16 protein-coding genes are annotated in these 26,402 nt (G+C 57.9%); 10 read left to right on the top strand and 6 right to left on the bottom strand.

Going from position 1 to position 26,402, the window contains the following annotated elements; translation table 11 throughout:
• Position 1: 1 nt before the first annotated feature.
• The 3 genes from ELE36_RS14485 to ELE36_RS20395 form a co-directional block, all read right to left on the bottom strand.
• Positions 2 to 1,903 carry an ATP-binding cassette domain-containing protein gene (locus ELE36_RS14485; RefSeq protein ID WP_129834497.1) on the bottom strand — a complete coding sequence of 634 codons (1,902 nt, stop codon included), beginning with the start codon at positions 1,901 to 1,903 and terminating at the stop codon, positions 2 to 4.
• Between the two features lie 182 nt (positions 1,904 to 2,085).
• Entirely contained in the window at positions 2,086 to 4,467 is a 2,382-nt protein-coding gene (locus tag ELE36_RS14480; protein ID WP_129834495.1) for a penicillin acylase family protein, read from the bottom strand.
• 59 nt (positions 4,468 to 4,526) lie between these two features.
• Positions 4,527 to 4,868 carry a hypothetical protein gene (locus ELE36_RS20395; protein ID WP_165371626.1) on the bottom strand — a complete coding sequence of 114 codons (342 nt, stop codon included), beginning with the start codon at positions 4,866 to 4,868 and terminating at the stop codon, positions 4,527 to 4,529.
• Here ELE36_RS20395 and ELE36_RS14475 point away from each other — a divergent pair.
• Both ELE36_RS14475 and ELE36_RS14470 read left to right on the top strand, forming a co-directional pair.
• A complete protein-coding gene (locus ELE36_RS14475) occupies positions 4,861 to 7,083 on the top strand; it encodes a S8 family serine peptidase (protein ID WP_165371625.1) in 2,223 nt (740 codons plus the stop codon). The genes ELE36_RS20395 and ELE36_RS14475 overlap by 8 nt on opposite strands.
• A gap of 268 nt (positions 7,084 to 7,351) precedes the next feature.
• Positions 7,352 to 7,771: a hypothetical protein gene (locus tag ELE36_RS14470; protein WP_207215789.1), complete on the top strand. Its 420-nt coding sequence runs from the start codon at positions 7,352 to 7,354 to the stop codon at positions 7,769 to 7,771.
• Positions 7,772 to 7,950: 179 nt separating this feature from the next.
• Here the strand turns inward: ELE36_RS14470 and ELE36_RS14465 are convergent, their stop codons facing one another.
• Positions 7,951 to 9,708 carry a glycosyltransferase family 39 protein gene (locus tag ELE36_RS14465; RefSeq protein WP_129834491.1) on the bottom strand — a complete coding sequence of 586 codons (1,758 nt, stop codon included), beginning with the start codon at positions 9,706 to 9,708 and terminating at the stop codon, positions 7,951 to 7,953.
• Positions 9,709 to 9,975: 267 nt separating this feature from the next.
• Positions 9,976 to 10,671 carry an aquaporin Z gene (aqpZ, locus tag ELE36_RS14460; RefSeq protein WP_129834489.1) on the bottom strand — a complete coding sequence of 232 codons (696 nt, stop codon included), beginning with the start codon at positions 10,669 to 10,671 and terminating at the stop codon, positions 9,976 to 9,978.
• A 151-nt stretch (positions 10,672 to 10,822) separates the two neighbouring features.
• On the opposite strand from aqpZ, the gene ELE36_RS14455 reads away from it, so the two are divergent.
• From ELE36_RS14455 to ELE36_RS14435, 5 genes are all read left to right on the top strand, one after another.
• Complete coding sequence (locus tag ELE36_RS14455) at positions 10,823 to 11,425, top strand: RNA polymerase sigma factor (protein WP_129834487.1); 603 nt, start codon at positions 10,823 to 10,825, stop codon at positions 11,423 to 11,425.
• Positions 11,406 to 13,031 carry a serine/threonine-protein kinase gene (locus tag ELE36_RS14450; RefSeq protein ID WP_129834485.1) on the top strand — a complete coding sequence of 542 codons (1,626 nt, stop codon included), beginning with the start codon at positions 11,406 to 11,408 and terminating at the stop codon, positions 13,029 to 13,031. The genes ELE36_RS14455 and ELE36_RS14450 overlap by 20 nt, the downstream gene beginning before the upstream one ends.
• A gap of 162 nt (positions 13,032 to 13,193) precedes the next feature.
• Complete coding sequence (locus ELE36_RS14445; protein ID WP_129834483.1) at positions 13,194 to 16,253, top strand: CHAT domain-containing protein; 3,060 nt, start codon at positions 13,194 to 13,196, stop codon at positions 16,251 to 16,253.
• A 174-nt stretch (positions 16,254 to 16,427) separates the two neighbouring features.
• Positions 16,428 to 19,034, top strand: coding sequence for a right-handed parallel beta-helix repeat-containing protein (locus tag ELE36_RS14440; protein WP_129834481.1), 2,607 nt, complete (start codon positions 16,428 to 16,430; stop codon positions 19,032 to 19,034).
• 165 nt (positions 19,035 to 19,199) lie between these two features.
• On the top strand, positions 19,200 to 21,674 hold the full coding sequence (locus ELE36_RS14435; protein WP_129834479.1) for a right-handed parallel beta-helix repeat-containing protein: 2,475 nt from the start codon (positions 19,200 to 19,202) through the stop codon (positions 21,672 to 21,674).
• A 112-nt stretch (positions 21,675 to 21,786) separates the two neighbouring features.
• Here ELE36_RS14435 and ELE36_RS14430 read toward each other — a convergent pair whose 3' ends face one another.
• On the bottom strand, positions 21,787 to 21,978 hold the full coding sequence (locus tag ELE36_RS14430; protein ID WP_129834477.1) for a hypothetical protein: 192 nt from the start codon (positions 21,976 to 21,978) through the stop codon (positions 21,787 to 21,789).
• Between the two features lie 370 nt (positions 21,979 to 22,348).
• Between ELE36_RS14430 and ELE36_RS14425 the strand changes: the two genes are divergently transcribed.
• From ELE36_RS14425 to ELE36_RS14415, 3 genes are all read left to right on the top strand, one after another.
• Positions 22,349 to 24,820, top strand: a complete 2,472-nt coding sequence (locus ELE36_RS14425) for a right-handed parallel beta-helix repeat-containing protein (protein WP_165371624.1) — start codon at positions 22,349 to 22,351, stop codon at positions 24,818 to 24,820.
• A gap of 84 nt (positions 24,821 to 24,904) precedes the next feature.
• A complete protein-coding gene (locus ELE36_RS14420; protein WP_129834473.1) occupies positions 24,905 to 25,345 on the top strand; it encodes a nuclear transport factor 2-like protein in 441 nt (146 codons plus the stop codon).
• A complete protein-coding gene (locus ELE36_RS14415) occupies positions 25,342 to 26,268 on the top strand; it encodes a hypothetical protein (RefSeq protein WP_129834471.1) in 927 nt (308 codons plus the stop codon). The genes ELE36_RS14420 and ELE36_RS14415 overlap by 4 nt, the downstream gene beginning before the upstream one ends.
• Positions 26,269 to 26,402: the final 134 nt, after the last annotated feature.

Below are 26,402 nucleotides of genomic sequence, written 5' to 3'. Positions count from 1 at the left end.
TTCAGCTTTCCAGTTCTTCCCACCGTGCAAATGCCTGATCAAGCTGCGCCTGCTGCAAGGCCAGCTCATCGTTCGCTGCAACTACAGCAGCAGCGCCCTGGCGATAAAATTCCGGTGACTGGATTTTTGCACTGAGCTCGGCGATACGTTGCTCGAATTCGGCGATGCGTTTGGTCAGTTGATCGAGCTCGCGGGCTTCCTTGTTGCTGAGTTTGCGTTTGGCGGGCGCTGGTGCCGCGATGGCTGCAGTGGCGGGCGTCGATTTTTCTATACTTGTGGCTTTTTCCGCATTCTGTACTTTTATACGTGATTCGCGTGTGCCGCGCTGGCGCAACCAGTCGGCATATCCACCGACGTATTCGCGCACCTGGCCGTGGCCTTCGAGCGCGAGCACACTGGTGACGACGTTGTCGAGAAATTCGCGATCGTGTGATACCAGCAGCAACGTGCCCTGGTACTCGCCGAGTAATTCTTCGAGCAGTTCCAGAGTTTCGATATCGAGGTCGTTGGTCGGTTCATCCATCACCAGAAAATTCGACGGCTTGGCGAACAACTTGGCCAGCAGCAGGCGATTGCGCTCGCCGCCAGACAACGCGCTGATCGTCGCGCGCGCGCGGTCGGGCGTGAACAGAAAATCCTGCAGATAACCCATCACGTGTTTGCGCGCACCGTTGATCTCGATGAACTCGCGGCCTTCGGCAACGTTGTCGAGCGCGGTCCAGTCCTCGCGCAAAATACTGCGGTGCTGATCGAAATACGCGAGTTCGAGATTGGTGCCGACCTTGACTGTGCCGCTGTCCGGCGCGAGCTGGCCGAGCAACAGTTTGATCAGTGTGGTCTTGCCAGCGCCGTTCGGGCCGACGATACCGATGCGATCGCCGCGGAGAACCTTGCAGGTCAGATCGTTCACCAAGGTGCGATCGGCGTAGGCAAAACTCATGTGCTCGGCGTCGATCACGATCTTGCCGGAGGACTTGGTCGCGGTCACTTCCATGCGCACGTTGCCGCCAAGTTCACGGCGCTCGGAGCGTTCTTCGCGCAGCGCTTCGAGTGCACGCACGCGGCCTTCGTTGCGCGTGCGGCGCGCCTTGATGCCTTGGCGAATCCAGACTTCTTCCTGCGCGAGTTTTTTGTCGAACAACGCATCGGCCTGCGCTTCGGCGTGCAGACGTTCTTCGCGCCGGCGCAGATAATTTTCGTAATCGCCGGGCCAACTGGTGATGTTGCCGCGATCCACCTCGACGATGCGCGTGGCGAGCCGGCGCAGAAAACCACGGTCATGGGTGATGAATAACAGGCTGCCGCCGAAGCTGCGCAGGAAATCTTCGAGCCATTCAATGGCAGCGATGTCGAGATGGTTGGTCGGCTCGTCCAGCAACAGCAAATCCGGCTGCACAACCAGCGCGCGCGCGAGCAGAACGCGACGTTTCATGCCGCCGGAAAGCGCGCTGAAATCGATATCTTCAGGCAGCGACAAACGCGACAATACCTGAGTGACTCGTTGCTCCAGCGACCAGCCGTGCTGCGCTTCGATCTTGGCTTGCACATCGCCGAGTTCATCGGCATTGCCATCGTGTTCGAGCTCGTGAATCAGATGGTGATACTGCGCCAGCAACGCGCCAATATCGCCGAGTGCTTCGGCCACGACGTCGAACACGCTGCCGCTCGCGTTCTGCGGCACTTCCTGCGCTAGCCGCGCGATGCGTACGCCGGATTGCACGCGCACTTCGCCGTCATCCGGGCGGATTTCACCGGCGATGAGTTTCAGCAGCGTGGACTTGCCAGCGCCATTGCGCCCGACCACGCAGACGCGTTCGTTTGGTTCGATGGCGAGATTGATTTGCTTGAGCAGCAACGGGCCGCCAACGCTGAAATCGAGATTTTGCAGGGTAACTAAAGGCATGCGATGACCGGGAAATGGGGCGGACGCGAATTTAACGCAGTGCACCATTGTAATGCTTTGACGGCGTTAGCACCGAATCGTGATCGCATGACGCGAATCCGGTGAGAAGCCCGGCGCGGAAAAATTCACGCGCCGGGAGTCATTGCAACTGGGTGTTTGGAGTTTTTCTTCCGATTGGGCAATCAGTGGCTTTGTGGAGAAAGCTGCAAAGTATATTTTGTTGCACCCGGCAGGAATGGCGTTGGCTTGCCTTGCATCCAGTCAGCATGACCGGCGCCGAAGAACGGTGATAACGGGTGATCGCTCTGGCCACCAGCCAGTTCGAGATAACCTTCTTCCTCGTGCCCAGGCGCGACGGCCAAACGTTCCGACGCGCCGAAATCCGCGCCTTGCACTCTTGGCATGAACGAGTCACCGGGCAAGCCGTCGCGCGGCATCGACAGCCAGCGGCCGATCAGTGGCAGCGCATTGGCGAGTGGGTGATGGATGTCGCTTTTGTTGAACTCGCCCCAGCTACGCGCAGCAATACCGCCGGGCTGTTGGTCGAGATAATGCGCAACACGCGTGGCGCATTTCAGCAGCAGATCATCCCAGCTTGCATACCCCGGCGGCAGCAGATGCGGCGCGCGCTGCGCCACGATTGCCTGCACCAAAGTTTCGGACTGGCCGATTTTTGGCAGTTTGAAATCGGCGAACTTCACGCGCACCGCCGCGGCAAAACCATCGAGCACGGTATCGACCACCTCGCGGCGGAAATCGCGCACAAGGCGATAACTCACCGACGCGGTATCGGCATGGCCTGACCAGCTCGCCAGCTGTGTTTTCATGGCAACCAGCGCGGTATCGTTGCCTGCGCTGCCGAGAGTTTTTTCGAGCACGCCTTTCCATTGCGCCATGAACAAGGCACGGTCATCGAGCTGAATCTCCAGCATGTCGGACGCGGCGAATTTTTCCTTGGCCTTGAGATCGTCGCGAATCTGGCTTGAACGCGCACCGAAATCGTAGCCGCTGTCGCCGATCAGCTTCAGCCATTCGTCATCGACTACGCGAGAGTTTGCGGTCCACAAACGATGCGAATTTGGATTGGCGATACGCGGATAAAGATTCGGATCGAGCCAGCCGTTCCAGCCGATATTCGGCTGGCTCCAGTCCGACGGCAGCAGCGGATCATAGTCGCCCGTGCGCTTGGGAATGCGTCCGGAAATGCTCCACTCCAAGTTGCCGGCGCGATCACCGACGATGATGTTTTGTGGTGGCATACCGCTGCGATTGGCGATGTCGATTATCTCGTCGGCGGAATCGGCCAGCTCCATTTTCATCTGATCGAGATTGGCGCCGCCGGGTTGCGCCGCGATCCATGCGAGCGCGAGTGGCGTGTCGTCGGCATCGGTACCCAGAATCGGGCCCCAGCGGGTTTCGCGCACGTCGAGTTTTTCATCCGCGCCGCCGTGCACCTTGATGAGCTCGGGGAAGGTCTTGATGCTGTACCAGCCATCCGCGGTGCGATAGCGCGTCTGATCGGCGGGATCGAGCGTGATGCGCACCCAGTCGGCCCAGTCGCCGTAGCTGTTGGTGAACGCCCATGCCACGTGCCGATTGCTGCCGACCACGATGCCCGGCGTGCCGGGCAGGCTGACGCCGCTGACATCGACATCCTCGCCGCGATGGCGCGGGTTCGGATAAACCAATCGCGCGCGAAACCACAGTCCGGGTACGCGCAGGCCGAGATGCATGTCGTTGGCGATCAGCGCGGCACCGCTTTGCGTGAGCGCGCCGGCCACGCCAAAACTGTTGCTGCCGGGAATCGTATGCGGCTCGGCGGCATCCGCTGGAACACGCAGCAACGCCGGATCGAGTTTGCGCAAATCCAGTTCGGTAGCGGAAGGTAATGTCGGTGAGCGCAGCGGCAAACCAAGCAGCGGTGCATCTGCCGCGCCGCCCGATGCACTCAAGAACTTGTAGACCGATGGCGGCAATGCGGCGTGGATTTTTGCGAAGGCAAGCTCGCGCGTATTGCCGCCGTCGTTGAGGTCGAAATACATCGCGCCGATGATCAGTGCCGAATCCTCATCGCGCCACGGTGCGGGCGTTTGCCCGAGCAAAATATATTCCCATGGCCGTGCGCCGAGTTGCGCAAGTCCGGCGTTCACGCCATCGCGATAACTGGCGAGTAGATCGTGTTCGGCCGCATCGGCCTTGGCGACAGCCTCGGCAAAACGCGCGCGCAGACGATGCGGGCGACGCAGGCGATCGAGCGGCAGCGCCGCCGCGCCGACCAGTTCAGCAAGCTCGCCGGCGGCGCTGCGACGCATAAGATCCATCTGGAAAAACCGTTCCTGCGCATGCACAAAACCCAAGGCGAATGACAGATCGCGGCGATTCTGCGCACGCACCGTGGCGGTGCCGAGTGCATCGCGTTCGATCTGCACGGGCGCCGATAATCCCGGTAGCGTCAACTCGCCGTCGAGCCGCGGCAGGCTCTGATGCAAGGTCAGCCACAGACCGAGTAGCGCCAGCAGAATCAGCGCAATAAGCAGAAGCAGAATACGTTTTAGCAAGCGCATGGCAGGACTACCGAGTATCGAAGAAAGCGGAATGGTAGCCGAAGCTCACGCGCTGCGGCTCACGCATGGCTTGAGCGTGTTTGTTCGCAGGTGTAAAGCTCGGGATTAATTGGCGTTAATCTGAGACTATACGGCGTGCCCCATGCATTTTCTGGAGACACCGCCGTGTGCCCGCTGATCTGGGGCCGGCCATAGATGACTTGCAATACTGCGCAGTCGTGCGAAATTTTCTGCCATGCCGAATACAAAATCCTGGAGAGCTGATCGATGTTCAAAATTTCAAAAAACCAGACACTGGCGCATATCTTGTGCGCAGTTTTCGCAAGCGCCACAACTGTGTTTGCGGCGTTACCCGGCGTTGCCGGCGCTGCATCGGCTGCCGACGCGAAATCGGTGTACATCATCCGTTTCAGCGAGCCGGGCGCGCTGGATTACAAAGGCGGAAATCTCGCACTGAAAGCCACCGCACCGGTGTCGGAATCACGCGAGCAATTCGATGTGAAGCGCCCGGAAGTGACTGCGTACCGCAAACATTTGATAGATGTGCAGGCTAGTCATCTGCACGATATCGCCGGCAGCATCGGTCGTGAGATTCATCCCAAGCACAGTTACGATCTCGTGTTCAATGGCATTGCCGTCGAACTCAGTGCGAGCGAAGCGGCCAAGGTGGCCACGCTCGCGGGCGTGGAAGCAATCACGGCAGACGAGATTCTTCCACTGGATACGTTCCGTGGCCCTGCCTTCATCGGTGCGCCGGCAATCTGGAACGCGCCGCCTGGGGATGCGATCCATCGCGGTGCCGGCGTGACGATCGGCATTCTCGATAGCGGCACCAACACCGGCCATCCTTCGTTCACCGACGATGCGAGCTGCGGTTTCGGCCCGAGCAATCACAAACTCAAGGCGGCAGGTTGTGCCACGTCCAGTGGCGGTGTTTGCACCAGCAGCGATGTCGAGGCAGATGCTTATAACTCGGCGCATGGTGTGCATACCGCCAGCATTGCTGGCGGCAATACCGTCGACAACAGTGCGACGCCATCACCGAATCTTCCGGCACCGTGGACGCAGATTTCCGGCGTCGCGCCGTGCGCCAAGATCAATAGCTACAAGGTGTGCAATACCGTATCGCCAACCCTGCCGGGTTGCGGCACATCAGACAGTATCGCCGGCGTGAACAATGCAATTGCCGATGGCGTGAATGCGATCAACTTTTCGATCGGCGGCGGCACCACGCCGTGGAATGCCACTGACGTCGACCGTGCTTTCCTGAATGCAGTGAATGCGGGAATCTTCGTCGCGGCCTCGGCAGGCAACACGACGGCGACCATCACCAGCCCGATCGGACAGGTCAACCACAAGGGACCTTGGGTGAATACGGTTGCCGCGTCGTCGCAGGACAAACAGCTTGGCGTGGCGCTCAGCGCTACCGGTCCGGGTACGCCGCCAGCCAACACCCAGATTCTGCTTGGCACGCCCGGCAGCACCACACCGGCGGCGACCGCGTTTACCAATTTGCCGATCGGCTATAACGCGGCGAATCCGACGGGTTGCACAGCCACCGGTGGATTTCCGGCGAATTTCTTCGCCGGTTCCGTAGCGTTGATCGCACGCGGTGCCTGTAATTTCACCGAGAAGATGGACAACGCCACTGCGGCGGGCGCGCAGGCGATCTTCATCTACAACAACGCGATCGGCATCATCAACATGGATACCGCGGCGGCAGGGGCGGCGGCACAACTGATCCAGACGTATAGTCTGTTGCAAGTCGACGGCCAGAATCTGGTGAGCTTCATCACTGCCAACGGCGCCACACCGACGACAACCAGTTTCGATCCGAATGCGATCGGGACGATTCAAGGCGACGTGCTTGCCGACTTCAGTTTCCGTGGTCCGATGACAGGTAATTACGCCGATCTGACCAAACCCGATGATACCGGTCCGGGGGTGGTGATTTATGCGGCGTGGAATCCGATCGATGGCGGCACAAGTTACAAACTTGAAAGCGGCACGTCGATGTCCGGCCCGCATCTGGCCGGTTCAGGTGCGTTGCTCAAGGCCGTTCATCCGGACTGGACCCCAGCTGAAATCAAGTCGGCGATCCAGATGACGGCAGTCACCGGCACCAAGGAAGACGGCGTGACGCAGTGGGCGGTCGATGATGTCGGCAGTGGTCGTGTCGATCTGAGCAAGGCTACCGCGGCGGGTTTTGTGATGAACGAAACCTATGCGAATTTCCTCGCGGCGAACCCGAGCGGCGGCACGATCAATGTGAAAACACTGAATCTGGCCTCGGTGCGAAATGCCGCTGTCGTCGCTTCGTATACGTGGACGCGCACCTTGCGCAACACCTTGCCGGTGCAGACCACATGGAATGTGACGGTGCAAACGCCGACCGGTTTGAACGTCACGGTCGTACCGAATACGTTCTCTTTCAACGGCACCGCTGATACGGTCTTCACCGACAATTTCGAGCTGCCGGCGAAACAGGTGTTGACCATCACCGCCGCACCGACCGCCACGTTCACGGCCATGACGTTTGCCCAGGTGATCTTCACCGAAGTCAACAACAAGGCGCCGCCGATGCATATCACGGTAGCGATAAAGGGGCATCCATAATTCTGGGGCACAACGCCACGAATAAAAAACCCGGGCCAGGTGCCCGGGTTTTTTATGCGGATACGTCAGGCAGCGGAAAGAAAGCTTCACCGCATAGCGGGGTGTCTAATCGCATGGTTCAGCCGCGATCGGCTTGCAAATGGCCCGACGCAGGAGCATTTTTTTCTGCAACTCACTGATATTCATTCATTTGAATGCTGGCACATTAGTTGAAGCGTTTAGTGCGTGCTGCAAAGTAGCAGCCAACCATAAACCCGAGGATATCCTGATGATCATGCACCGTAAGCTCACGATAGCGCTTTTGCTGGCGATTGGCTTTACCGCAGCCGTTCCGGCGATCGCCGATAACGATCCCAAGGTGGTAGTGACCAAGCATCACTACGTCTATTATGGCGAACACCAAATCTATTTTGCGCCGGAGACCAAAACCTATTATTGGCAAGCCGATAACCGCTGGCAGTCGGGCGCCACCCTGCCTCGCGAATCTCAATCCTATATCACAAGCGGTGGCGTGGAATTGGATCTCGACACCATCCGTCCGTACGAGCGCCACGAATGGGTGGTCAAGCATTATCGGGACAGGCACGACGATGATCGTGACCGTGACTACGACCATGATCGTGACCACGACCATGATCGTGACCACGACCGTGATCGCGACCACGACCGTGATCGCGACCACAAGTAGGCACCTTCATCAACTGCACGTTTGAGGGTTAAGTCGCTGCGACATCGATGCCGTCAAGCGGCGTTAGTCGATGTCGCAGCGTCAATTCGCGGCTGCGAATTCTGTCATACGACGATCATTGCCCGACCTTGCGTCATTCCATTTTGAGCTGACACTTGAAGCAGGCTTGCGCGCTGCGCTCAGGGGCTCTGTCCCGCGGGCGTGTCGGCAATTGCATCGCTGCGGCGTGCATCCAACGGCGATTGCACGATCATCACTATCGGCTGGCGATCCGCGATCAAAGTCATCGGTAGATGATGTTCGCGCAATTCGGTATAGACGTCTGGACGTATAAACGCCAACGCGCCCGGATGTGCGCGCCATGCCGCGACAAACCCGTCGAGCTCGGCGATCGTCAGCTCGGGTTGCCAAGCCATTCCGGCGACCAGATCGGTCGGCGTGTCGTAAGCGACTGTCACGAGGCGCTGCAGATAAAACGGCAGACCGCGGAAATAGAATTTCACCGAGTACACCGGCGTATCGGCCCTGATGTAAGGAGCCGCAAGTGCGGCCATCGAGTCGGCTGAGTTGGCCGGTTCGAGCTGCTGGAAACCGATCATGAGTCCTTGCGTGCAAACCAAACCACCGAATGCCACGGCGGCGATGCCCACAACGATTTTTTGCTGACGGCAAAACCACAGAGCGAGCCAGCTCGCGAGGCTCAGCAAGGCGACGGCGATCGCGGCGATCTGGACAAATGCGAGGTTCGCCGCACGTGGTTCATGCAACGGCAACAGGCCGGGGAAAAAGCCGAGAACGATGGCGGCAAGCGTGGTAATGATTGCAATCGGCAACAACCGAAATATCAAAGCACGACTGCTCATTCGCGCCGCGGCGATGCCGATCAGCAATGCCAGCGCAGGGAACAGCGGCAGGATATACAGCGCAAGTTTGGAACTCGAAATCGAGAAAAACAGCAGGAACATCGCGCACCACAACAGCAGCAATCGTGCTGGCTGAAACACGCCTGATTGGTGATCCATTCCGCGCCGCAACGCCGCCGGCAGAAACAACGACCACGGCATCGCACCGAACACAATCACGGGCAGAAAAAACCACCACGGCTGGAAACGATCGTGGGTCTTCGACAAGAAACGTTCGAGGTGTTCGTGGATGAAAAAGAAGCCGTAGAAATTGCTGTCGGCGCGACCGATCGCAATAAACCACGGCAGACAAATGACCAGCACAATCATCAGGCCCGAAAACAAATGCAGCCGGCGCAACAATCCCCAGTCGCGCTGCCACAGCATGTAGAAAAAGAGAATGGCGGCGGGCAAGACAATCGCGATCACACCCTTGGTCATCACCGCCAGCGCCATCGCCAACCACGTCAGCCACATCCAGCGCCGACAGATGGCGACATCCGCGGCGTGATGTTGTGCGATCAGGAATGCGCCGAGCAACAGACTCAAAAAAGCGGTCAAGCCCATGTCCAGCGAATTGACATGGCTGCCGACCACGCACAGGAAACTGCTGCCGAGTACCAGCGCGGCGATGATGCCTTCGCGACGCCCGAACACGCGCATCCCCGCGTAGCCAATCGAGACGACACTGATCAGTCCGGCCAGCAACGTCCACAAACGCGCAGTCCAGTTGTGTACGCCAAAAGCCTCGAACGCGACCGCCGTGGCCCAATAATGCAGCACCGGTTTATCGTAAAACTTGAAGCCGTTGGTGCGCGGTACGATCCAGTCGCCAGTCGCCATCATCTCGCGTGCGACTTCGGCGTAACGACCTTCGTCGGGTTCAGTCAGGGAGCGATATTCCGCACCGGCAAACCATGCGACCAGCGCGACGACAATCGCGAAAATCAGCCCAAGCATCGCGCGCCTGCTGGTCGGCAATAATGGTTTTACGGTGTGCGAGGATTGAAGCGAGTCCGCCGGCGGTTTATTCATTGGATGTTGCCTTGATATTTTTCGCGCCGGTATGGCGGAACGTTTTCGACGCGATTTGTTGACGGCGAAGTTGCATCGTTGAATCGATGCAAGGCCGGCATTATCGGCGATACGAGCGAGCGTGCGTTAGTTATCGATGCGCGCGAAGTTCGATCGATGCAGCGCGTGCCAGTTGCGCGTCTTTGCGGATTCGCGCAATAAAAAAGCGCCACCGCAACGCGATGGCGCTCCACGCTATCAAGCCGAAGCCGAAGGTTTATCCGACGTCTAGTCGTCGTTGCCGAGCCAGCGATAGACCGCGCCAGCGATCAAGGCGCCGATGATCGGCGCGACCCAGAACAGCCACAGTTGATCCAGCGCCCAGCCGCCAGCGAACAATGCCGGGCCGGTGCTGCGCGCCGGATTCACCGAAGTATTGGTCACGGGAATGCTGATCAAATGGATCAGGGTCAGCGAAAGGCCGATCGCGAGGCCGGCAAAACCGGCCGGTGCGCGCTTGTCGGTGCTGCCGAGAATGACCAGCAGGAAAAATGCCGTCAGCACGATCTCGCAAGTCAGCGCTGCGGTGAGTTCATAACCACCCGGCGAATGCGCGCCGTAACCGTTGGACGCAAACCCTGCATGCACATCGAACCCGGCCTTGCCCGAAGCGATCAGATACAACAACCCCGCGCCGAAAATTGCCCCGGCAACTTGCGCCACGACATACGGCAGAATATCGCCGGTCGGAATGCGGCCACCCGCCCACAATCCGATCGTCACCGCCGGATTCAGGTGGCAGCCGGAAATATGTCCGATCGCATACGCCATCGTCACCACGGTCAAGCCGAACGCGAGCGCGACGCCCGCAAAGCCGATGCCGAGTGCTGGAAACGCCGCGGCCAACACCGCGCTGCCGCAACCGCCGAGTACCAGCCATGCCGTTCCGAGAAATTCTGCCGATGCACGTTTTGCCAGATTCATGTGATCCCTCCCGATCTCGCCGACCGATTGCCGGCAGTGTCGAGAATATCTGCGTTTGCATGGGATGTCTGCGCGGCATGCCTGAATTCACCAAAGTTAATACACTTGCAGTTATGCTGATATTTGCATCGAAGAAGCAGGGGGGCGTTGCATGAATAACGAGTCGCCATCGATGCCCGCGCAGGTGCCGGAAGCCACGGTCGTGCTGCTGCGGCGTATTCGTAGTGGCGACGCGGGCGCGCGCGAGGATTTGTTCCGCCGTTACCTGCCATTGTTGCGGCGCTGGGCGCACGGACGCCTGCCTGCCAGCGCGCGCGATCTTTCGGATACCGACGATATTGTTCAGGTTACCCTCGTTCGAGCGTTAAACCATCTGGACGATTTCGAATCGCAACATCCGGGCGCGTTTCTGGCATATCTGCGCCAGATTCTTTTGAACCAGGTGCGTGATGAACTGCGTCGTCGCCAGCGTCGCCCCGAGTTCGGTGAACTCGATGCGGAAATGGCGGACGCGGAGTCACCGACCTTGCTCGAACAAATGCTCGGCCACGAACGCTTGCGCGCTTACGAAAACGCGCTTGCCGAACTGCCGAAACGCCAGCAAGGTTTGATCGTGATGCGGCTCGAACTCGGCCTGAGTTATCCGGAAATCGCCGTCGAAACCGGCGGTACGACGGATGCGGTGCGGGTGATGGTTTCCCGCGCCATCGTGCAACTGGCAAAAGGCTTGAACGATGACCCCACAGGAACTTGAACTGGAACGATTGGCGACACTGATCGCCGACGACGAGCCGGTGAATTGGCGCGAACTCGATCCAAGCGCGCAACGTGATAACGCGCAGACGTTTTCCGGATTGCGTGAACTCGAACAACTGGCGCAGGGTTTTCGTCGTGTCAGCGTCGCCGGCAATGAGCGCGTTCACAATCAACGCCCGGGCAAATTTCGCTTCGGTCAACTCGAAGCGCTGGAGCAGATCGGCGAAGGCATGCAGGGTGAAGTCTGGCGTGCTTACGATGCGCTGCTCGATCAGTGCGTCGCGTTGAAATTGCGCAAGATCGAATCGGGCGAACTGGCGCATCAATTTCTCGACGAAGCGCGCCGCCTTGCCCGAGTGCGGCATGCGAATATCGTCAGCGTGTATGGCGCGGCAATCCACGACGGTCGCGCCGGCATATGGACCGAACTGGTCACCGGCAAGTCGCTCGCCAGCGTGCTCGCCGAGCAAGGGCCGCTGCCGGTTGATGAAGCGCGCGCGATCGGAATCGATCTGTGTCACGCGCTGGCCGTGGTCCACCGGCATGGCCTGGTGCATGGTGATATCAAGCCGGAAAACGTCATGCGCGATCACGGCGGACGCATCGTGCTGATGGATTTCGGCGCCACGCGCGAGTTCATTGATGCACATGATGCGACCGTTCTCGGCACGCCGAATTATCTCGCGCCGGAAGTGCTGCGCGGCGCCACACCGACACCGGCCAGCGATGTGTATGCGCTCGGTGTTTTGCTGTTTCGACTCGCAACGGGCGAATATCCACCCACATTGAATGACACAGAAACATCGCTGGCAAGCGACACACATGATGCATGGCGCAAGCCGATCCAAACCGCCGGACTGCCGCGCGATTTCGCGCGTGCCATCGAACGGGCGCTGGATCACGATCCACTGCGCCGCCCCGCCAGCGCGCTCGCATTTGCGGCAGCACTCGCGCCCTCAGCATTGCCGACCAATCGCATTCGCCACTGGAGCTTTGTTGCGGTTGCAACGGCACTCATTGCAGCAGTTGTATTCGGTCTCGTGCGCTGGCGTGCGGTGCCGGTCGTGGCGTGGAACGCAACGGCTGGTTTTCAGCGTGTCGATACGCTCGGCGCGACGGCGCTTGCGGACGGTGTGGCATTGGCATTCGGGGATCGACTGATGCTCAAATTCGAGAGCAATCAGCCTGCTTATGTCTACGTTTTCAATGACGATGGCAGCGGCCAGGCGGCGGTATTATTTCCGTTGCCAGGCCTCGATCCGGGCAATCCGCTGGCGGCCAATAGCGCGCATCAGTTGCCCGGGAAATCGGGCCTGACCCCATTGTCGTGGCAGGTCAACAGCAGCGCCGCACGCGAGGAATTTGTCGTGCTCGCGGCTGACGCTCCACAACCCGAACTCGAACGCGCGATTGCAGAATGGCAACATGCCGGCGCGCTGCCGAACGTTGCGGTACGAGGCGCGACACAACTCGCACCAGCGCCGAACGACGTCGAAATCAGCAGTGCATCGTTGCATGCGTTACTGGGCCGGATCGAGCCGCAGACCGCAGCGCATCTGCGGCGTTGGCGCTTTGTATTCCCGCACGCGCCGTCACCATCCTGATTGAGTATCGGCGTTATGTGATCTTGCCGCGCTCGTGCGGCGAGACGTTTTGGCTGTGCTTGTTTGCGCGTGACGAAGTTCTGGCAGAATGACTTTCATACCGACCGATCCCGGCTGCGGAAACCGGCGTCGGCAACAATACGTGATGCATTGGAGGCAACGGTGAGCAGGGGCTGGGCAGGTTGGTTATTGGCAGCATTGCTGCTTGCAGGTTTGCCATCGACGCAGGCGTTCGCCGCGTCGCTGAACGCACGACTGGATGATGTCTACCGCGCTGTGGGTGAAGGCGATCCTGCCGCGGCGCAAAGCCGGAGTGCCGCGCTCCTGGATCAGATCAACGACAGTAACAGCCAGCGTGGCGCTGTACTGCAGGCACGCCTGGATGTGCTTTACGAGTATGTAAAGCTCAGTGCCGCTGAAGGTCAGATATTGCATGAGGCCGTACAAAAATTCGCGCAAAACAATACGCGCGGACGCGGTCTGTTGGTGCGCCTGAAGATTCTTGAGTCGCTCGAACGCAAGGATGCGCAAGCTGCATCGGACCTTGCGCAAGCCGCGGCGACGGTGGCCCTGCATCAGTCCGCAGATGAACAGGCCGAATTGCATTATGCACAAGCGCAGGCGGCGGCCGAGGTGAATGGTCAGCTGGATTTCGTGCGTACATCGGCACGTTTGTCGCTGAAGTATTGGCAGAACCTGGCAAGCCCGCGCGCGCACTGGCACGAAGCACAAATTTACGCCCTGATAGGCCTTGTGTACTCGCATACGGGCAGCAAAAGCGACGCATTGGCGCAGTACGAATTGTCCTCGAATCTGGCGATCAAGAGTTTTGGTGCGGATAGTCAGCTGCGTATTTCCTGCGACATTCAACGCGCGGGTGTGCTGGCGGATCTGGGCAGATATGGTGAGGCCGTGGTGATTCGCGAAGCGGTGTTGCTGGCCGCGCAGCATCATTACGGTGACCATAGTGTCGACGTCGCCAAGGCCGAGGGCATGGTCGGCGCGAGCTTCCAGGAAATCGGCGACTACGCGGCCGCACACGATCATTACGCGCATGCCGAAGCATTGCTGGCATCGTTGCCGGATGTGTCGTTGCATCAGCGCGGCGTGCTCGCGGTGAACTACGGCAACCTGCTGCAGGAAATGGGCGAGGAGACCGCCGCGCTGGAACATTATCGTCAGGCGTTGGCCGCCTTTGATGGCGAAAAAAATACGCATGCACCGGCAGTTGTGCTGGCGAACATGGGCAACACCGAATTTCGACTTGGGCATTACGAAGATGCCATCGTCGATTTTCAGCGCGCGCTTTTGTTGCGTGAACAAGCCGATGGCAAGGACAGCCCCGGTCTGGTTTATGCGCTGGAAGGACTTGGCGATGCGGCGCTCGCGCTGAAACGTTATGCCGAGGCCGAAGCGTATTTTCGGCGCGGCTTGCTGGTGCGCGGACGCGCGTTGCCGGTGAATCATCCAACGACAGCGCCATTGAGTTTTGGCCTGGCACTGGCTTTTTGGGGGCAGGGGAAAATCGACGATGCGTTTCACTACGCGCGATTGACCGCCGAGGGTCAGCAAGCATTGCAGGCGAGTTTCGTCACCGATTTTTCCGAACGCCAGAGCGTGGCCTATCGCGATTTGCTGGTACCGTCGACTGCCCTCACGGTATCGCTGGCAGCCAAACGCGGTGATGGCGAAAGTATCGCCACGGCATGGCATCTGGTCATGGTCGAGCGCGGCTTGCTGGCGCGTTCGCAGGCGCTGCGATTGGCCGCCGCACGATCGCTGCACGATCCTGCATTGGGGAAAAAATGGAGTGCCTGGCAAAACGCCAATACCGCGCTGGCGCAGGCATGGTTGCAAACCAATGTCAGTAGCGAGCAGCTTGCCTTGTTACGCCAGCAAGTCGAAACCGCCGAGCACGATTTATGGGACAAGGCCGGTCGCCATGTTGTGCCAGATGTGAACGTCACACCTGCCATTGCCGATCTCGCGCGTGCGTTGCCGGCGGATGGTTTGTTGATCGCATTCACCGAAGGCGTCGCTGATGCGCCCGCGCGTATTCTGGTCGCGGGTAACAAGTCGGCTCCCGAAGATTGGTATGCGTTTTCGCTTGCTTCCAATGCACCACCGCAACTGCGTCGCATCGGTGTGATCGATGCAATATCGGCGCAGGTGCGTGCTTGGTACGGCGAGCTGCGCAATCCGCATTCGGATCTCGCGCAGCTGCGCCGAAGCGGTTTGACTTTGCGGGAACAGCTGGTTGATCCGTTTGTTTCAGCAGACCAGAAGCGCAGTTTGTTTGTCGTTCCCGAAGGCGAATTGTTTCGTGTCAGTTTTGCCGCGTTGCCCGGAAACACGAGTGGTTATCTGATTGAAAGCGGCGTACGTCTGCATACTCTGGTGCATGAGAGCGATCTGTTGTTGCCGGTCAGCGCAAACACCTCGGCCACAACCTTGCTCGCGGGGGCGCCGGATTTTCTCACCCTTGCCGCAAACGGCGAACCCAGCAATCGCCAGCTTTGTGTGCGCGCTTCGCAGCAGGGTTTTGCGGCGATTCCGAATGCTGCACGTGAGCTCGACAATCTGAAATCCTTGTTGTCCGCATCCGGTTCTGCGTCACGCATCACCTTGATCGAAGGTGCTGCGGCCACCAAGGAAAATGTTCTCGCGGCACTGCCCAGCGCGAACGTGATCCATCTCGCCACGCACGGTTTCAGTCTGGATGAAAGTTGCAGCGATGATGCTCCTGCGCGTGGCGTTACCTTGGCGCATTCGGTCGAGGATGCCGCGATCACGGCAAATAGTTCGGCGCTCTCAGGTCTGGCTTTCACTGGCGCGAAGATCAGCGAACAGCAAAGCCCCATCGGCGTGCTCAGCGCTGGCGAACTCGGCACGCTGGATCTTTCGCATGTCGACTGGATCGCCTTGTCGGCGTGCGATTCCGGCCTGGGTCCGATCAGTCGCAATGAAGGTGTGTTCGGCATGCGCCGCGCGTTGCGACTGGCAGGCGCACGCACGGTGGTAATGAGCCTGTGGCAAGTCGACGACGCGTCTACTGCCGATTTGATGCAGGCACTTTATCGCGCGCGTTTTGTCGAGCATCACGATGTGCCGACGGCGATGGCAAACGCGATGCAATCGGTATTGACGGCACGCCGCGCCGCGGGGCAATCCGATCACCCATATTACTGGGCAGCATTCATCGATGAAGGCGGTTGGCGCTAAAGCACTGCAATGATTGGGTCGGCCATGTCGCGGTGAAACAGCGCATGGCGTGATTGGTTCGCGCGGTCCATCAGCGATTGCATCGAACAAGTTGTCGTGCGTTGTTCGGTTTTAAATTGCTTCGACGTTAATACAGTCATCACACATTTGTGCATGAAGACTGGAGTGGCGTCGATGAAGTTTCTGGCGTGGGTTATTGCTTTTTGTATCGGGTTCGGTTTGCTGCCGCAACAACAGGCGCATGCGATTGCACCGATATGCGTGCATCACAACGATAGCGCGGGGCTGACGCAGGCATTGGCCAACGCCGTCAGCAGCGGTATCAGTGCGACCATCGAAGTCGAGCAGGGCACATACACGGTTCCGCCGACCGGTTGGTATTACCCTTTCGCGCCACGCCAGGATATTTCGCTGCTCGGGGGGTATATCCCGAGTACGAATTGCCAGCAGCGCCTCATTACCGCCAGCCCGAGTACGCCGACTACCAATACCGTGCTCGATGGCCAGTCGCAGAACGGCGCAGCCATCACATTTTCCCTCCAGCAGGACAATCCGGGCAACCTGCCTTACGGAACGCTCGTGTTGGAGGGATTTGAAATCAGAAATTTGCAGTCCACCAGCAATGGCAAATCGAGTACGGGGTTATATATCACGCACGATGTGTCCGATGGCTATTCCGGCGGCATCGTGTTCCGCTATAACTGGGTACATAACGTTGTAACTTCCGGGACAGTTGTCCAACTGGATACGGGGGGCGCGCTCAACTTCACCAATAACCTGCTTGACCAGAATGTTGGCGCGTATACGACCTATGTGCTGTCTGTTGCTAGAAATACGGCACCGTGGCGTATCGTCAACAACACCATCGCCAACAACACTGGCGAAGGGTTGGCTCTGGATCAGCACGGATCGTACCTGCAACTGTTCAACAATATTTTGTACGCCAACAGCTCGTTCGATCTCGATGCCGTGGGTGCAGTTGTGGAATTGCACGCCGATACCTATGGCACGTCCACGACGTCCGGCAGCGGCAGTGCCGGCAGCGGCAGCATCACCAATCACGGCTATGCGTTTACCGGCGTCAATCCGGGCTACGACGCCACGACTTTTCACCTGAATGCCGGTTCCGGTTCGATCAATACCGGCGCTGCGTATGCTGCTGTCATCCCGTCGCAGGATCTGGATGGCAATCCACGTTGGATTGGCAGCAATCCTGATCGTGGTGCATTCGAGAGCAATGCTTCTGATCAAGCCTATTGGGTGGTGACAAATGCGACCGACAGTAGCCACGCGACCGACGCCACGGTCAATTGCAATCCTGGCTCGACGAAATGCACCTTGCGCGAGGCGGTCACCCGAGCGAATGCCACGGGGCCATCACTTATCGCTTTCCATCTTGCTGGCAGCTGCGGACCGCAACTCATCGCACTCAACTCGCCGCTGCCGGCGATCAATAATGCGATCACCGTGGACGGCTACAGCCAACCGGGTGCGGCGTCGAATACGGTCAGCTTTGACAGCGGCGCAGCGTTCAATCCTGTCTTGTGCGTCATCGTCAGAGGCAGCATCGGTAGTAATGTTTCCTCGGCATTCGTCGCCGGACCGACTAATTTTGGCGCGCAACTCGACGTTCGCGGCATCACCTTCGAAGGTTTTGCAGGAGCAGCGGTGTCGTTGTCGCAGGGTACATACCACTGGATCCACGGCGACAGCTTCGGCATCGAAACCAATAATAGTCCGTTCGTTTTTTCGAATGCTGCCGGCGTCCTGTTCGGCGGCGGGGCGATCTTCAACACGCTTGGCGGCACGGCCCCCGCGGACCTCAACATGCTGGGCAAGATGAGCGATGCGACCATGGCTGCTGTCACGATCAACGCTTCCTCGACCAACGGGCATCTCGGCAACCAGGTGGTCGGCAATCTGATAGGCATGGATCAGAGCCATGGCGCAGTACCGAATCAGGGCACCGGGCTGCTGCTGCAGAACTCCGATCGCAACGAAATCCGCGGCAACGTTATCGTCGCAAGTGCGCTCGATGGCATCAGCCTGATCGGTGCAAGTTCGAACTGGCTGCACGACAACGCTATCGGTACGTTGCCACAGGCCGGGTTTAACTACGTATCGTCTTTGAGCAACGGCGGCAGCGGCATCGTTTTGTCGAGCGGTTCGGCCAACAACGCGATCGGAGTTTTCGACAAGACCGCGTATCAGATGGGCTACAGCAACGTGATCCAGAACAACAAAGGAGGCCCCGGCGTATGGCTGAACACGGGTGCCGGCGTCGGCAACACAGTATTGAGCAACTCCATCGGATCGAACGGGCCAGGTAGCGGCAGCGGCGGCGGCGCTCTGGCAATTGATTTTGGGCCGTTGGGTTCGGCTGTCGGCGGTGGCGATGCGATTTCGATCTTCCAGAGTTACATGCTGGGCTCCCAGACCGTCTTGTTGAATTTTGTGATCACCGGTAACGGTGGCGACCCTTATCGCATCGATTTTTACGCGAATATCAATCCCTCCTCCTGCGACGCCAGCGGCTATGGCCCAGCGGAGCTGCCGATCCAGACGTATTCGGTGGTGCTGCCCGGATCAGGGACGGTGATACAAGGCTACCGTGCGCAACTGCCAGTCTTCGGGATCAATCAGTCGCCGTCTTATGTCACCGCCACCGCGACGAATCTCGCCACCAGCGGCGGCACTTCACAAGTCAGCAACTGCGCAACACTGCTGAATGATCGGGTGTTCGCGGATAGTTTCGAAGCCAAATCCGTTTCCGGTGGCTGATCGAAGGCTTTGATCTCGTTCGCCAGACAAGACCGCGCGCAGTGAGCTCACACAGTAGCTGGCGTTGCATCAGCAGCGAGCCGTACTGGCAGGAGTATCACGGCGTGAGTTCGGGACGACTGCCGTTGCCAAATTCTCTTTCAAATAATTCTTAGGAAAGCCGAAATGATATCGAAACGGAAAGTAGTTGCGACTCTATTGTTCGGTGCGGCGAGTCTGCTGATGCCATTTATTGCGATAGCGACATCGCCATGCGTCAACACGGTCACTCAGCTGCAGGCGAACTTGGCGACGTGGGGCGGCATGAGCAGCGGCGATATGACGATCAGGATCGTCCAGGGCAACTATCCCATCACTTTGAGTGGCTTTAGCCAAACCAGTGGGACTGCCACTCTTAGCCTTCTAGGCGGCTATACGGCCAATTGCGCGAGTCGCCTCGTCAATCCCACAAACACGGTGATCGATGGCCAGAATTCGAGTGGTGTGCGTATCTACATTGCCACGCGAAATGACGTAACGATCGAAGGCATCTCGTTCACCGGATTGCATAAAGCATTCGGCTTGTATTTCGACGATTTTTCTAACGGTAGCGACCACACGTTCACTGTGCGCTACAACATATTCCATGATTTTCAGGCCGACGGTAGTGATCCGAATGTCTACGCTGGTGTGCATATCCGCGGTGCGCCTGATTCCGGTGGTGTGAACTTGCATTTCCAAAACAACCTGGTCTACGGCGTCAGCGCCACCAGCGGACTACCGGCAATACAACTGACCAGCCGCGACGACGGTATTTTGAACATGGACAGCAATACCATCGCGGGGATCGGTAGCGGTACCGCGGCCGCGGTAAATTTCTACAGCCCCGGTTCCGGTGCGGCGATACTTGAGAACAACATCATCTACAACGGCACGGCGACGTCATTGAGCTTTTCAGCCGGCGATGTCGGCCCGATTGCCGGCTACAATTTGCTCGGGAATACGCAGTCCAGTGTCGACAAGGGCACGAACGTCATCGCTGGTGATATCAGCAACAACTACGGCAATCCCCTGTTCGCGAATACCAGTCTGCACGACTACCATCTTGCCAACAACGCGCTGCTGTCGATCAATAGCGGTGGGCAGATTCCCGGCTTGACCGGGGTGGCGGATGGGCTGCCGGCACACGATCTGGATGGCAAGACGCGCGTGGTCGGAAGTGCCGTTGATCGCGGCGCCTATGAAAATCAAACGACCGATGATCTGAACAATTTTACCGTCACCACCATTGCCGACAACGGCAACAACACGAGCCCAACCGTTGGCAGTCTGCGCTGGGCGATCAAGAATGCCAACGCGAATACAGGCGCATCAAAGATCAGCTTTTCGGTTCCTTGCCTGAGTCTGTTCAATCTTTCCAGCCCACTGCTGCCGAATATCACGACCAACGTGAGTATCGATGGTTATTCCAATCCGGGTGCGATCAAGAACACCAGCGATACCAGTTTTAATGCAAATCTTTGCGTAGTAATGAACGGCGGGGCGAGCGCGGCCTACGCGTTGCACACTAGTGGCAGCGGGCGATTGACGGTGCGCGGACTGGCATTTGTCGGATTCACCGATGCGGCGATTCGCCTTGAAGGTGGCGGCGGAAATTATATCCAGGGCGATCAATTCGGAGGCATTGGTTTTACCAACGCAAATCACGACGGCATACGCATCACCGGCGCGAGTGGAAACGCGTTGATCGGCGGTTACGATGATCCGTCGGTAATGAATCTGATCAGCGGTTGTAGTGATGTCGGCGTTTATATCGATAATGCCAGCGGTGCCAATACCGTCGCCACAAATTTGATCGGTCTGGGAACCGATGGCACCAGCGCAATTTCCAACAGCACTGGTCTGTTCATTGCCAACTCACCGAAGAACATTGTCCAGTACAACACCATCGACAACAGTGCGAGTTACGGCGTCGAAATCCGCGGCGTAACCGTGGTGTCCGACAACACATTGCAATACAACACCATCGCAGCAAATGCCGCTGGTGGCGTACTGCTCGATGGCGCTGACGCGATGAACAATACGATCGGCGCGGCGTTCAACGGTGGCGCTGGCGGCAATACGATCAGCGCCAATGGCGGGCCAGGTGTCTGGGTATCAACCGGCTCCGGCATTGGCAATCGTATCCTGGTCAATTCGATTTACGGGAATGCCGGATTGGCGATTGATCTCGGTGGGATCGGTGCGATGTCCAACGATGTGCTTGATGGCGATGCGGGTGCGAATAATCTGCAAAACTATCCGGTGCTGTTGAACGCATTTCGTACTCCGAATCAGTACGAGGTCGTGCAGGGCGTGCTGGATTCTTTCAACAGCAATGGCGTCGGATTCCGGATTGATTTCTACCTTTCCAGCAATTGCTCGAATTTTGGCACACCAGCGCGCGGTGAAACCGCCATATATATCGGTGGCACCACCGTCGATACCAATGCCAGCGGACACATCGGCTACTGGGTGAAATTGCCTCTCGGCAACTACAGTCTGGGGTACCTGAGTGCTACCGCGACCGCGCCCGATGGCAGCACATCGGAGATTGGTGAATGCAAGCAGGAATCCCAGGATCTGATTTTTCGCAGCAGCCTTGAAGGCGGCGGTTTTTAGTACCCACAAGTCAGCGCAATCGCGGTCAAGGCAGAAGGTAATTTTCAGGTGACGCCCCTGCAAGCGTTGCGCGCATGGCGCAGGGATCGCCGTGAGCTATTTGTCAAAAATGTTAAGAATCAGACGGGACGAGACAATTAGTCAGTGCGTTAAATGGCTTGATCGCATTATTGGCTTGCGAACCGCTGCTTGAATGGGTCTGAATTGCCGCCAGCAGGCCACCGTTCTGCGGCGCCGCGTTCGCCGCCATATTGGCTGGGATGGTGGCATCGGCAACATTCTCGATCGGGCCGATGCCGAACACCGGCCACGCATGCGGAAAATCAGTGCGACTTCGGCCCAGTTTGTCCCGCAAAAACCTGCAACAGGAAAATCGGGACTTTAACCGCGCGATTTCCCATATTCAGCAATGAAGAAACACGTTCGATGAGTATCCGGCTGCGAGCGCGAGCACCGAATTTTTTGCGGTCGGCTCAATCAATGTTCGGTTCGCGAGGTCATCGACGTTAATACACTCAGCACACGTCGCTTTCAGTGATGGTGCGGCAAGTCGCGGCGAAGTCGAGTAAGAAATCAGATCCGATGACTATCGCCTACTGTGAACTGATTGTGTGATGCGTTGCGCCGCAGTTTTTCCGAGTACTCCGCTATCACCGAAAATAGGGAAAGCCGAAATGAGATCGAAAATGAAATTGACCGTGATCTTGCTGCTGCTGGTGGCAAGCACGATTCTGCCGTTATTCGCGAGCGCGACGACGGTATGCGTCAACAGTGTCGCCACTTTGCAAAACGCAATCGCGACCTGGAAGGGACTATCCAGTGGCGACATGACGATCCACATCGTGCAGGGCAATTACCCGATCACGATGAATGGATATACCGAGCCCAATGGCAACGCCACGCTTAGTCTTCTGGGCGGCTATACGGCCAATTGTGCAAATCGCGTCGTCAATCCGACCAATACCGTAATCGATGGTCAGAATTCGGCGAACGTCATGTTTCAGATCTCTGCGGAGAACGATGTGACCGTCGAAGGGATTTCTTTCGTCGGTCTGCGCTATGGCTTCGTCTTGTTCTTCGACGATTTCGAGAACGGATCGGGCTATACCTTCACCGTACGTTTCAATATTTTTCGCGATGCGCAGGTGGATTCCAGCACTACCAAAACATCTGCCGGCGTGTACATTCACGGCGCCCCGGACTCCGGTGGCGTGAATATATATTTTCAGAACAATCTGGTTTACGACATCGCCGTCTACGGCGTCTACACCAGCACAGTACCTTCAGTGGCTATCGACAGCAGAGAAGATGGCTTCCTTGCGATCGGCAGTAATACCATAGTGGCGAACAATACGCCGATGTGGGTGGATTTTTACGAGCCCGGTTCCGGCGCGGCAATTCTTGAAAACAACATCATCTACAACGGCACCGCTACCGCACTGGATGTATCTCATAGCGATGCGGGACCTTATGCGCGATACAATATTCTTGGTCCGGTCATGGGGGCGCTCTCCGCTAATGTCGCCAATCTGGGCGCCGATCCGTTGTTTGTCGATATCAACTCGCACGATTATCACCTTTCGAATAATTCGCTAGCGGTGAATTCGGGCGGCCCAGCGGTGGGCATTCCGGGTGGATACCCCAGTCACGATCTCGATGACAAGACACGCGTTGTCGGCAGCCAGATTGATCGCGGCGCCTACGAATCCGCGTTTGATGATCTGAACAATATAACCGTGACCACGGCAATCGATAATGGCAGCAACAGCAGTCCGACCGTCGGCAGCCTGCGCTGGGCGATCAAGGGTGCAAACGCCAATAGCGGTGATTCGAAGATCAGTTTTTCGATTCCATGTCCCACTCTGATCAACATCTCCGGCCCGTTGTTGCCCGACATCACGACCGCCGTCACGATCGATGGCTACACCAATTCCGGTGCGACCAAAAATACCAGTTATGCGAGCTTCAACGCCAACCTCTGCGTGTATTTGAATGGTGAGAACAGCGCAGGTTACGGCTTGCACACCAGCGGCAGCGGCACCTTGACCGTGCGCGGATTGGGCTTCGTCGGCTTTACCGATGCCGCTGTTCGACTCGAAGGTGGTGCCGGAAATTATGTCAACGGCAATCAATTCGGTGATGTCGCGTTCACGGTTAACAATCACGATGCCGTACGCATCACCGGCGCGAGTGGCCATGCATTGATCGGTGGTTACGATGATCCGTCGGTGGTAAATCTGATCGCGGGATGCAGCGATTTCGGGATCTACATCGACAACAGCAGCGGCGGCAGCAGCGTCGCCAATAATCTGATTGGTCTTGGTACCAACGGCGTCAGTGCCAATGGCAATGGCAACGGAGTGTTCATTTATAACTCACCGAACAACACGCTGCTATACAACTACATCGTTAATAGCAGCGGATATGGCGTCGAGATTGCCGGCTTCGGTACGGTCAGCAACAATGTGGTTCAATCGAACGTGATCGGTATCAATCCGGCCGGGCAGGAGGCGGGCAATGCCGGCGGTGGCGTCGTGATCCAGGGCAGTTATGCGACCAACAACATTATCGGTGCACCTTTAAATGCGACCTATGGCGGCAACACGATTGCCTACAACGGCGGCCCGGGGGTTTGGGCTTCAGCCAGCGCTGGTGTAGGTAATCGTATTCTTGCCAATTCGATCTACTCCAACGGCGGTCTGGCGATTGATCTGGGCACGGCCGGAGCTACCGCCAATGATACGTTCGACAACGATAGCGGTGCCAATGATCTGCAGAATTATCCGGTAATGTCGAACGCATTTCGCACCGTCAATCAGGGCGAAGTACTGCAAGGTGTACTTGATTCTTTCAATGGCAATGGCGCCGGATTCCGTCTGGATTTCTACTACAGCTCAAGTTGCACCGGCATCGGCACGCCGGCGCGCGGCGACACTGAGGTGTATCTCGGCACCACCGCGGTATATACCGATATCAACGGCCACGCTGCTTACTGGGTAAAATTGCCGCTACCTTTTATCACAACACTGGGTTACGTGAGCGCCACCGCGACCGCGCCCGATGGCAGCACATCGGAGATTGGTGAATGCAAGCTGGAGTCGAAGGATCTTATCTTCCGCAGCACCTTTGAGGGCGGCGGCTTCTAGCACTCGCGAGTCAGCGGAACCGAGAATGCCATTGGCGCTTTTGCAGTGCGGTCAATGCTGTTGGTGATGACCTGATTTCCCATGATGACTTTGGTGATTGAGATGTTGCAGAAGATTTCTGTTCGTTCCGAATCGCAAGGCGAGGCGTGGGAAATGCAGCATGATCCTGCGGCAATTTACGCCAGCTATATAGTCGCGGTCGCGCAGCGTGATCTCGCAACCGTTCTTGCGCTTGCGAGCGAGGATTATGCGGGCGGGTTGCGCAGGTCGCGTGGTAGCGCCAGCTTCATGGCGTTCTTCGGGATGTGGTGCGAAAACTATCCAGCGCATCGCGATGTGCTCGCGTGTTTCATCGATGGCGATACTGCGATTCTTGAAACCGTCGTGGAGATCGCCCAAGTGGCCATGCCCGGACGGGTTGCGCTGATCCACGACGGTGACAACTGGCGAGTGCATTCGGAACGTTGCGGCAATGGACATCGGCGCATGCCAACCCCCAGACTATCGCCATGCAAACTCTCATGAAATTCACCCGCTCCCGTTTTTATCCGTTTGCGGCCATCGCATTCGGCCTGCTGGTCGTTGTGCCGGTGCAAGCCGGCGATGGTGTCGGCACGGGGCTGCGTTTCAATAGCGCCGCGGTGCTTGATCTAGCCGAACGCACGCAGAAAATTGGCGGCACAGCGATTCCGCGAATCGCGCTGACGCAGGCGGATGCTGATGCGATTCTTGCCGCGTCCGCGATCAGCGAAGAAACCCCACCGCTGGATTTTTCGGACGATTTATACGGCTGCAAAATGCCGTCGAAAACCTGTTCGCAACAGCATGAGAAAAAACTCATCGAAGTCGCCGGCAGCACGGTCAAGCGTGATGGCAAATACTTGACCATTACCTCACCAAGCGGCGCAGTCGCCAGCTTTGTCGACTGGACTCACGCCGGCACGCAAACGGCCGATGGCGATGAAGAAACCCACTGGTATCTCGGGCACCTCGACGGCAGCAACTACCATCGTATCGAAGTCCAATTCGGACACGATGCACCGGGCGATTTTCTGGTCAATCCACAAAGTGGAAAAGTGGCTTTTGTACACAATGGCAGCGATGTTGCCGCACTTGCGCCGGATGGCAAACAGCTGCTCACATTCAACACGCTCAATCCACCGTTGAGCATCCGCATCGCTGCGCTCGATAGCAGCGGTCCACGCGTGGTATTGCAATGCGAAGCAAGCAAGGGCGGCGATAATGTCACCGCGCGATTCAAGGGCTGGCACGACGCGCGCAGCTTTGATCTTGCGATCGAGATTCGTGCCGCGCGCAGCAAACTCGTGCAGAAAATTGCTGCGCGCATCACGCAAAGCGATGCTGGTTGGAACATTGCCACCACCAATCCCGAGCCGCTTGAAACCACCGGTTTTGCCTGCGTAGCGACGGCACCGGTCACGCCGTGACATTTCGATTTCTCGTCGCTCTCTGCGGCTGCTGATCGCAATCGTGTATTGAAAGGATTTAATGTCGCTGCGATCGACTGCGACAAAAGTACGTTGAATCTGCGCCGTATTCCGCTAGTCTGTAAATCTGCTAC

Source organism: Pseudolysobacter antarcticus (genome assembly GCF_004168365.1).
Taxonomy (GTDB): Bacteria; Pseudomonadota; Gammaproteobacteria; order Xanthomonadales; family Rhodanobacteraceae; genus Pseudolysobacter; species Pseudolysobacter antarcticus.
The sequence above is the reverse complement of the archived record's forward strand: the minus strand, read 5'-3'. Positions and strand labels throughout refer to the sequence as shown.